The sequence below is a fragment of the Domibacillus sp. PGB-M46 genome (genome assembly GCF_022668875.1).
GTDB lineage: Bacteria > Bacillota > Bacilli > Bacillales > Domibacillaceae > Domibacillus.
The window spans coordinates 33,089-41,562 of record NZ_JAKGCR010000032.1 but is presented as its reverse complement, the minus strand read 5'-3'; the positions used below and the strand labels follow the sequence as shown (position 1 = coordinate 41,562).

Sequence of the window (8,474 nt, the reverse complement as noted above, 5' to 3'; positions counted from 1 at the left end):
TCGTCCTGAGCCAGGATCAAACTCTCCAAAAAGTGTTTGACTTGCTCATTTGTTCCCATTAAAACACGGGGTGTTTTAATGGGAAATAAAAATTTTAAAACGTTGACGTTTTTATTGATTTTGTTCAGTTTTCAATGTTCAATTCGTTTACGCCGTCTTTGCGACAGCTATAACATCATATCATTAAGTTCTTTTGTTTGTCAATAACTTTTTTAAAAAGTTTATTAACCTTTTTTATATTCTTCTCGTTTCAACTAGAAGAACTTCTCAATGACAGCCTTTATTCTATCGCATTTCTCAAAAACAAGTCAACTTCCTTTTAAAGTAAAATGATTGGTGATCTTCACTTTAATTCGGTTGTGTTTTCGTTTGATGTCTTAGCGACGTTTAATAATATAGCATCTATTACTCTATATGGTCAATACATTTTTCGAAAAAACACAAAAAATTCTTTTTACCTTTTCTTACGTCTCTCCCCCGCTTATACAGAAAGCCCCGGTCATATGTTTAACCGGGGCTTTCCTTTACGATTTTTTATTTTGGATAAGCTTGATTACTTCCATAAGCACAACCGCTGCTAAGGCAAGTCCTGCAGCAACGAGCCACTCATCCCAGCCAAACGAAGGCGGAATCGAAAAAATGTTTCGTATGCCTGGCAGTACCGTTAATCCATACAGTAAAAAACAAACACTTACGGCACCAAGAACATATCTATTACTAAAAAATCCTATTCCGAATACTGTTTGTGTATTGGAACGGGCTGCAAAAGTTTGAAGCGTCCGGGCCAAGATCAGTGTAGTGAAGGCCATGGCGATACCCATTTCTGCCGACGTCTGCACCCCCATGTAATGAGAGACAATAACCGCGATTCCAATCAGTAGCCCCCGGGTAACCACCGCTCTTAGCGTTCCTCCAGAAAAGATGCCTTCGTTTATATCGCGCGGCTTTCGTTTCATAACCCCCGCTTCTTCCTTTTCCATCCCAAGCGCCAATGCCGGAAGCGAGTCATTAATCAAGTTGATAAATAAGAGCTGCAGCGCTGTAAATGGATTCGGAAGATTAAAAAATACTGCGAATAAAATAGCGATGATTGCGCCGAGGTTTCCAGCAAACAAATAACTAATCGCTTTTTTTATATTGTCAAACACTGTACGCCCAACGCCGACGGCATTCACAATCGAAACAAAGTTATCATCTGCGAGCACCATAGCAGCTGAATCCTTTGCTACATCCGTCCCGCTTCCCATCGCAATGCCGATATCCGCTTGTTTTAAAGCAGGTGCGTCATTGACACCATCTCCTGTCATCGCTGTAATGGCACCTTTTTGCTGCCATGCGCGGACAATACGGATTTTATTTTCGGGCGAAACACGTGCATAAACCGAGATATTCTCGAGCTTTTCATCCAGCTCTTCGTCTGAAAGCCGATCCAGTTCCTGCCCGGTTAAAGCAATATCATTTTCATCCATTAAACCGATATCCCGCCCGATCGCCTTCGCGGTCGTTTTATGATCACCTGTAATCATAATCGTCCGGATGCCAGCACTTTTCGCTTCTTCAATAGCTCCGTATACAGCTTCACGCGGCGGATCGATCATGGCGGTCAAGCCGACCAGTACCAAATCATTTTCATCCTCTGTCGTAATAGAAGCTTTTTCAGCAGAAAGCTTTTTATAGCCATATGCCAAAACACGAAGCGCATCATTTGAAAAAGCTTCATTTGCTTCTTTTACTTCGTTCAGCTTCTCTTCGGTAAGCGGCTCCTCTTTGCCGTTCGTTAAAATAAAGCGGCATCGCTTGAATATCACATCCGGGCCGCCTTTTGTAAGCATGAGCCGTTCTCCTTCAATCGTATAAACGGCTGACATAAGTTTACGGTCAGAGTCAAACGGCAGTTCCAGTTCACGCTGAAACTGATTCCGCAGCTGTTCAGGAGGCTCGTTCATCTTTTTCCCCAAATGAAGCAGAGCGGTTTCGGTCGGGTCCCCAATTTCCTGACCTTCTTTATTTATATATGAGTCATTACAAAGCAAGGCAATATAAAGAAGCATTTGCTCCGACTTGTTTCTTTTCTTGTGCGCTTCCGTAAATGTCTGCCCTACTCCCGGCAAAAAGGTGTTTGTAACGGTCATTTTGTTTTGGGTGAGCGTGCCGGTTTTATCTGTACAAATCACACTCGTCGACCCGAGTGTTTCTACTGCTGGCAGCTTCCGGATAATCGCCTGCCGTTTCGCCATTTTCGTTGTTCCAACCGCCATGACGATGGTTACAATAGAAGAAAGAGCTTCTGGAATTGCAGCTACGGCAACAGCGACCGCGAACATAAATGCATTCAGCATCCCTTCCGTCGTATCTACCTGCTCATTGCCAAACCAAATGCGCAATGCTTGGGCCGCAAAAATTAAAATACATAAAACAAGAATACCGATTCCAAGCTTTTTGCTGAATTCGTCCAGCTTCCGTTGAAGCGGGGTTTGTTTAGACTCAGCAGTCGCGATCATATTAGCAATTTTTCCGATCTCTGTCTCATTGGCCGTTCCCGTTACTACAAAACGGCCGCGTCCATTTACGACCAGGGAACCGCTATGTACCATATTAAGCCGATCACCAACAGGTACTTGCTCGGTTAATGTATCCGTGCTTTTTTGGGCTGCTTCAGATTCTCCAGTCAGCATCCCTTCGTTTACCTTCAATGATTCACTGCCAATCAGCCGTCCATCCGCCGGTACATAATCACCTGCATCAAGCTGAACAACATCCCCTTTTGCCAGCTCTCTTGCGGGCACCGTTTGACTCACGCCATCACGCATTACTTTTGCGGACGGGGCGGACATTTCACGCAGTGCATCAAGGGAGCTTTCCGCTTTTCTTGTTTGAATGACGCTGATTACGCCGTTTAACAAAAGAACAAGAAAAATAATAACGGACTCTACCGCCTCGCCAAGCACAAGCTGGATGCCGGCTGCTACAAGCAGAACAATTACCATGGCATCTTTAAATGTGGCTAAAAAAAGCTTCCAAACAGGATCCTTTTTCTTGCCCTTAATCTCATTATAGCCATGCTCTTCGAGTCGTTTGATCGCTTCCCCGGTTGTTAATCCCTGACTGGTTGTGTTCCATTCCGCGATCACATCATCTGCACTTTTGCGATAGGTTTCCAATGAGTCAGCTCCTTTCTGTTATTTGGCTTTTGTTTTTTGCTTTCTTAAACATCCGTCCAGTTTATCCGCTCTTTCCATGTTGTATTGACAAAAGAAACTGTTTAAACAAGTCCGCTTCCTCTGTTATCGTTTTTTCAATTAAATACGTATGGGATGCTTGCTTTTCTGCAGCTTCAGACGGATAGGTGCTTAGCCTGCCCGAAACAAGCTCTTCTTTTACCATTGATTTCGGTATGTATGACACCCCAAGACCCGCTTCAATAAATCGCTTTGTTACATCCATCTGGCTAACGGTCATGATTTTCAAGTGGGGATGTTTCTTTTTCAGTTCTTTTAAAAGCTCTTCCCAGTAACCCGGATGGTTATGCGCCAGAACCCGGTAATTTTTTAAGAGAAAAGCTTCATCGATCTTTTCAGCCGCCGGACCGGCCAGTACAACCGCTTCACTATGAATGATACTGACAGATGTACCGGCAAAAGCGGAAGGCATTCGTGCAAGTCCAATGTCTGCCTCACCGCTCCCTACTTTTTCGCCGATTTCATAAGACTTATGAATGTCGATCTGTACATCAATCTCCGGAAAGCGGGCCATAAACTGCTGAAGGACCGGGGGCAGAAAGGACGAGGCAATCTGCGGTGCGCAGGCAATTGCCAGCTTTTTTGTATATCCCTGCTTCCAGGCGTCAAACTCCCTTATATTCCGGTCAAATGAGTCGGCGATTTCCTTTGCACGCGGGAGAAAAAACAAGCCGGCCGGTGTCAGCTTGACCGCTTTCCCATGTCGATCAAACAAAGAGATATCCAGCCGGTCCTCCAGCCGTTGAATATGCTTTGTGACGGCCGGCTGGGAAATAAACAATTCTTCTGAAGCCTGGCGGAAATTTTCTGTTTCCGCTGCTTTTAAAAATGTTTTAATCCAATAAATATTCATACGTTCCTCCTTATTCCACTTCGTTATCAAATTTCTCATTTTTAACTAATTTTCATTATATAGGAAAAACTCTATACTAAATGAAAAGGAGTGAAGTGAATATGATCTGGAATGCACAGTTATATGATGGAAAACACCAATTTGTTTCAAAATTTGGCGAGGATGTTGTAGACCTGCTTGCACCAAAAGCCGGCGAAGCGATTTTAGATGTTGGATGCGGCACAGGTGATCTGGCTTTTTCTTTGTCCAACAAAGGGGTTCAAGTGGCTGGCATTGACCAGTCTGCTTCCATGATCGAAGAAGCAAAACAAAAATACCCACATATCCCGTTTTTTGTAGAAGACGCGCACAACCTCCCGTTTGAGGAAAAATTCGATGCGGTATTTTCAAACGCCGCTCTTCATTGGATGAAAAAGCCCGAACAAGTGCTGGGCGGTATATTCAAGAGTTTAAAGCCGGGCGGCCGGTTTGTGGCAGAGTTTGGCGCCAAAGGAAACGTCGCTTCTATTTCCCAGGCTATTATCGGGCAAATTGATCATTACGACCATAACCAATATCCATGGTTTTTCCCTTCGATTGTAGAATACACTTCTTTAATGGAACAAGCCGGCTTTCATGTCGCGTTTGCCGAGCACTTTGAACGGCCGACCCGTCTTGACGGTGTAGACGGGATGCGGAATTGGATCCATATGTTTGGTGATGTGATCATGGGCGCACAGACACCGGAAGAAAAAGAGCGGATCATATCCGGGGCTGTAGCCACATTGACGGAAGAACGGTTTTATGAAGATCATTGGATCGCGGATTACTGGCGGATTCGTATAGTGGGAACGAAAAAATAACAGCAAAACCTTATTTCAGTTTTGCTGTTATCAGGACAGGACGGTCGAATCTCAATGATTCCGACCGTCGCACTGTTTTATTTAACTGTTATTGCTGCGTTTGGAATCGGCTCCCCGAACACCGGGTATCCTTTTTCGTCATAGTCAAACGGCTGAATACAGGCGTGCCGGCCGGCATCATTTAACGCTTCTCCGCCGCCTGTTTTCTGGTCACGAGCATGGTATACAAGCAGGTCGGTTATGCCGTCTTCGGCAACTGTAAAGCTGTTATGTCCCGGACCAAACTTTTCGTTTTGTTCGCTCGTTTGAAAAACAGGCTGCTGCGCTTTTTCCCATGACGCCGCATCAAGCAGGTCGGCTTCCTCGTCTGCCGCAAGCATCCCCATGGCATAGTTTTCATCGGTCGCACTGGCTGAATAGGTGATAAAGATTTTTCCGTGCCGCTTCAGCACAGCCGGCCCTTCGTTCACAGGAATTTTACGCATTTCCCATTCAAGATCAGGCTTTGTCAGCATCACTTGCTTGGCCTTTAGTGTCCACGGGTTTTTCATCTCCGCAATATACAAGTTCGAGTTTCCTAGAATGGCTGGATCTTTTTGAGCCCAAACATAGAAGTACGTACCTTTGTGTTCAAATACAGTTGCATCCAGTGAAAAAGATTCCCAGTTCGTTTTTATCTGCCCTTTTTCTTCCCATTCGCCTTCAAGCGGATTTTCACCCTTGTTTTGGATCACATACATGCGATGCTGGAACGTTTTATGCTCTGGATGTGCTTTTTCACTTGGAGCCGCTGCAAAATAGATGTACCAGCTTTCTTCTATATAATGAAGCTCCGGCGCCCAAATCAGGCAGCTCAGCGGGCCTTCCTCATGCTTTGTCCAGACAGTTACAGCATTTGCTGTACGGAGACCATCGATAGTCGTCGAACGCCGTAATTCAATGCGTTCAAACTCTGGGCTTGATGCAATAAAATAATAAAAGCCATCCAAATGCTGATGAATGTATGGATCTGCTTGCTTTAAAAGCAGCGGGTTATTGTAAGAGGTCATAAGCATATCCTCCCTTTTTTATTTTATGCTTTTGCGAGACGAATAACGTTCCAGGACAATTTCGGCAGCTGAGCGGATAATTGGCCGTTATCTACTTTTGCATCTCCATTACTATGAGGAGTTACATTGGAATGGTTATGCTGGTTCGTCGCTTTTACATCATTGTTTTCAAGAATAATATGCTCTTTCACTGTGTATCCTTCAAAGCTTCTGACATCGCCGCTTAAGCTGAGTGATTCTTCCTGGTGACGATTTACCGCAAATATCGTTAATGTTTCATCACCTTCGTTATAAACAGAAACTGTATCGAGGTATGGAACGTCTGTGAAATCTTTGCAGTCATATTTTGGCGATGACACAATGGCCTGCAGTGCTGTTCCACGTCCAAATACAGATGCATGCATATATGGGTAAAAAATTGACTGTTTCCAGGCTTCCCCGCCTTTTTCAGTCATAATCGGTGCAATAACATTGACAAGCTGGGCAAGGCAGGCAATTTTTACACGGTCTGCCCGGCGCAATAAAGAAATAAGCATGCTTCCGACAAGCAAAGCATCTTCAAATGTATAAATATCTTCCAGCTGCGGAGGAGCTACCGTCCACGGTTCAAGCTGTTTATCTGACTCTTTTGAATGGAACCAGACATTCCACTCATCGAATGATAAATAAATGGTTTTGTTGCTGCGCTTTTTCGCTTTAATGTAATCGGCAATGGAAATAACGGAGTAAATAAATTGATCCATATCCATTGATTGTGCTAAGTAGTTCGCTAAGTCTTCATCCTTGTTTCCATAGTACGTATGTAGCGAGATAAATTCTACATGATCATACGTATGCTCCAGTACTGTTGCTTCCCATTCCGCAAATGTTGGCATATGCCGGTTTGAACTCCCACAGGCAACCAATTCGATTGAAGGATCTACCCATTTCATTGCTTTGGCTGTTTCAGCCGCAAGGCGTCCGTATTCGTGAGCGGTTTTATGGCCGATTTGCCATGGGCCGTCCATTTCATTTCCTAAACACCAGGTCTTAATGCTGTGGGGCTTTTCATACCCGTGAGAAATCCGCTTGTCACTCCAATAGGAACCGGATGGGTGATTGCAATATTCAACAAGGTTTCGAGCTGCATCAATACCGCGTGTACCAAGGTTAACCGCCATATTTACTTCTGCATTAATTTTTTTTGCCCAGTCCATAAACTCATTTGTCCCGATTACATTCGGCTCTGTTGTACGCCATGCAAGCTCGAGTCTATGCGGTCTTTCTGAAACAGGTCCTATCCCGTCTTCCCAGTTGTAGCCGGACACAAAGTTTCCTCCAGGATAGCGGACAAGAGGTACCTTCAGCTCTTTGACCAGCTCAATGACATCGGTGCGGAATCCCTGCTCATCTGCAGAAGGATGATCCGGCTCATAAATCCCTTCGTATACCGCTCTTCCTAAATGCTCAATAAAGGAACCGTAAATCCGCTTGTCAATTTCACCGATTACAAATTCTTTATCAATTGTCATTTTTGCATTTTGAGTCATGATTATTCTCCTCCTTTAATGTATACGTATATGTTTATAAGAAAATCCACTCACGCCGTATGTGTTTTCTGTACAGGTGAAGCACTTTTTCTGTCCCGTAATGCTGCTGCTTTTTTTTCTATATGGTTAAACGAATGCTGTACAAGCCACAGTTGAATCATGACTAATGTGCTGCTAAGAAAGAAAAGGGCAGCTGAAGGATATGAAAATAGCAAATAGTAAATAGCAGATTGACTAATAAGAACAGCTATTGAAATAGGAAGATTTACGATACTCATAACAAAAGCTGTTTTCCATGTATAAAGGAAAGACTGTTTCCTCACTACGTACAACGGCAATAGGTGAGTTCCCGTTATGACTAAAAAGAAAACAGACAGATAAAATGCGGCCACCATTACAATTCCTGCGCCGTTTTCCTGAATTGCTAAAAAGTTTAAATACAGAATGAGTGCCCCCGCCATATAAGCAAGACCAATTTTATTTACAGCAAAAAAGGATGAGCGGTATGAAGTCCAAAACGTACGGAATACCGGCACACTTTCTTCACCATCAAGCCAATTTCTGCAGACAGTCATCAAAGCAGCCGTGGCCGGGAAAATCCCGAAAACAACCAGACCCGCTACGCTAAAAAACATCCAGAGAAAATGAGCGTAAGCCAGCCTGGCTATCCAGGAAAAAGTGTTGGTCAGCTTTTCCATAAATGAATTGGGTTTCATTACGGTTCCTCCTATTTTTTCACCATTTTGTTTCTGCCGGGTGCGGGCATTTCGCATCCAGCAATCCTGCACGGTACGAAACAAGCATACCCGACTGGCCGCATGTTGTTCCGTTCCGTAAAAATTCACACTGGGCACACGATTCAAGGCGCCGTTTTTGGATCCATAATTCTTCAATATCAAGCAGTGCGTTATCTGTCAAAAAAACACGTGGATCATCCATAGATGCACTTCCAGTGCATCCTT

At 44.1% G+C, this 8,474-nt stretch carries 7 protein-coding genes; 1 reads left to right on the top strand and 6 read right to left on the bottom strand.

Going from position 1 to position 8,474, the window contains the following annotated elements:
- Nucleotides 1-524: 524 nt before the first annotated feature.
- Both L2D08_RS21750 and L2D08_RS21745 read right to left on the bottom strand, forming a co-directional pair.
- The gene (locus L2D08_RS21750; RefSeq protein WP_242237244.1) at nucleotides 525-3,161 is read right to left on the bottom strand and encodes a cation-translocating P-type ATPase; all 2,637 of its coding nucleotides are present in this window, start codon (nucleotides 3,159-3,161) and stop codon (nucleotides 525-527) included.
- 61 nt (nucleotides 3,162-3,222) lie between these two features.
- A complete protein-coding gene (locus tag L2D08_RS21745; protein WP_242237242.1) occupies nucleotides 3,223-4,092 on the bottom strand; it encodes a LysR family transcriptional regulator in 870 nt (289 codons plus the stop codon).
- Between the two features lie 101 nt (nucleotides 4,093-4,193).
- Here L2D08_RS21745 and L2D08_RS21740 point away from each other — a divergent pair, with 101 nt between their 5' ends.
- On the top strand, nucleotides 4,194-4,934 hold the full coding sequence (locus tag L2D08_RS21740; RefSeq protein ID WP_242237240.1) for a class I SAM-dependent methyltransferase: 741 nt from the start codon (nucleotides 4,194-4,196) through the stop codon (nucleotides 4,932-4,934).
- Nucleotides 4,935-5,011: 77 nt separating this feature from the next.
- Here the strand turns inward: L2D08_RS21740 and L2D08_RS21735 are convergent, their stop codons facing one another.
- Genes L2D08_RS21735 through L2D08_RS21720 form a run of 4 tightly spaced genes read right to left on the bottom strand, consistent with a single transcriptional unit; the run spans nucleotide 5,012 to nucleotide 8,451 of the window.
- Nucleotides 5,012-5,983 (bottom strand): glycoside hydrolase family 43 protein, encoded by a 972-nt coding sequence (locus tag L2D08_RS21735; RefSeq protein WP_375337628.1) that lies wholly within the window; start codon nucleotides 5,981-5,983, stop codon nucleotides 5,012-5,014.
- Between the two features lie 23 nt (nucleotides 5,984-6,006).
- Nucleotides 6,007-7,512: an arabinosylfuranosidase ArfA gene (gene arfA, locus L2D08_RS21730; protein WP_242237236.1), complete on the bottom strand. Its 1,506-nt coding sequence runs from the start codon at nucleotides 7,510-7,512 to the stop codon at nucleotides 6,007-6,009.
- Between the two features lie 50 nt (nucleotides 7,513-7,562).
- Nucleotides 7,563-8,228 (bottom strand): YesL family protein, encoded by a 666-nt coding sequence (locus L2D08_RS21725; RefSeq protein WP_242237235.1) that lies wholly within the window; start codon nucleotides 8,226-8,228, stop codon nucleotides 7,563-7,565.
- 19 nt (nucleotides 8,229-8,247) lie between these two features.
- Nucleotides 8,248-8,451, bottom strand: coding sequence for a hypothetical protein (locus L2D08_RS21720; RefSeq protein WP_242237233.1), 204 nt, complete (start codon nucleotides 8,449-8,451; stop codon nucleotides 8,248-8,250).
- Between the last annotated feature and the right edge of the window lie 23 nt (nucleotides 8,452-8,474).

Excerpts from the sequence above, each read along its gene's own strand:
- L2D08_RS21745 (WP_242237242.1), bottom strand. The coding sequence starts at position 4,092 with ATGAATATTTATTGGATTAAAACATTTTTAAAAGCAGCGGAAACAGAA.
- L2D08_RS21740 (WP_242237240.1), top strand. The coding sequence starts at position 4,194 with ATGATCTGGAATGCACAGTTATATGATGGAAAACACCAATTTGTTTCA.
- L2D08_RS21735 (WP_375337628.1), bottom strand. The coding sequence starts at position 5,983 with ATGACCTCTTACAATAACCCGCTGCTTTTAAAGCAAGCAGATCCATAC.
- arfA (WP_242237236.1), bottom strand. The coding sequence starts at position 7,512 with ATGACTCAAAATGCAAAAATGACAATTGATAAAGAATTTGTAATCGGT.
- L2D08_RS21725 (WP_242237235.1), bottom strand. The coding sequence starts at position 8,228 with ATGAAACCCAATTCATTTATGGAAAAGCTGACCAACACTTTTTCCTGG.
- L2D08_RS21720 (WP_242237233.1), bottom strand. The coding sequence starts at position 8,451 with ATGGATGATCCACGTGTTTTTTTGACAGATAACGCACTGCTTGATATT.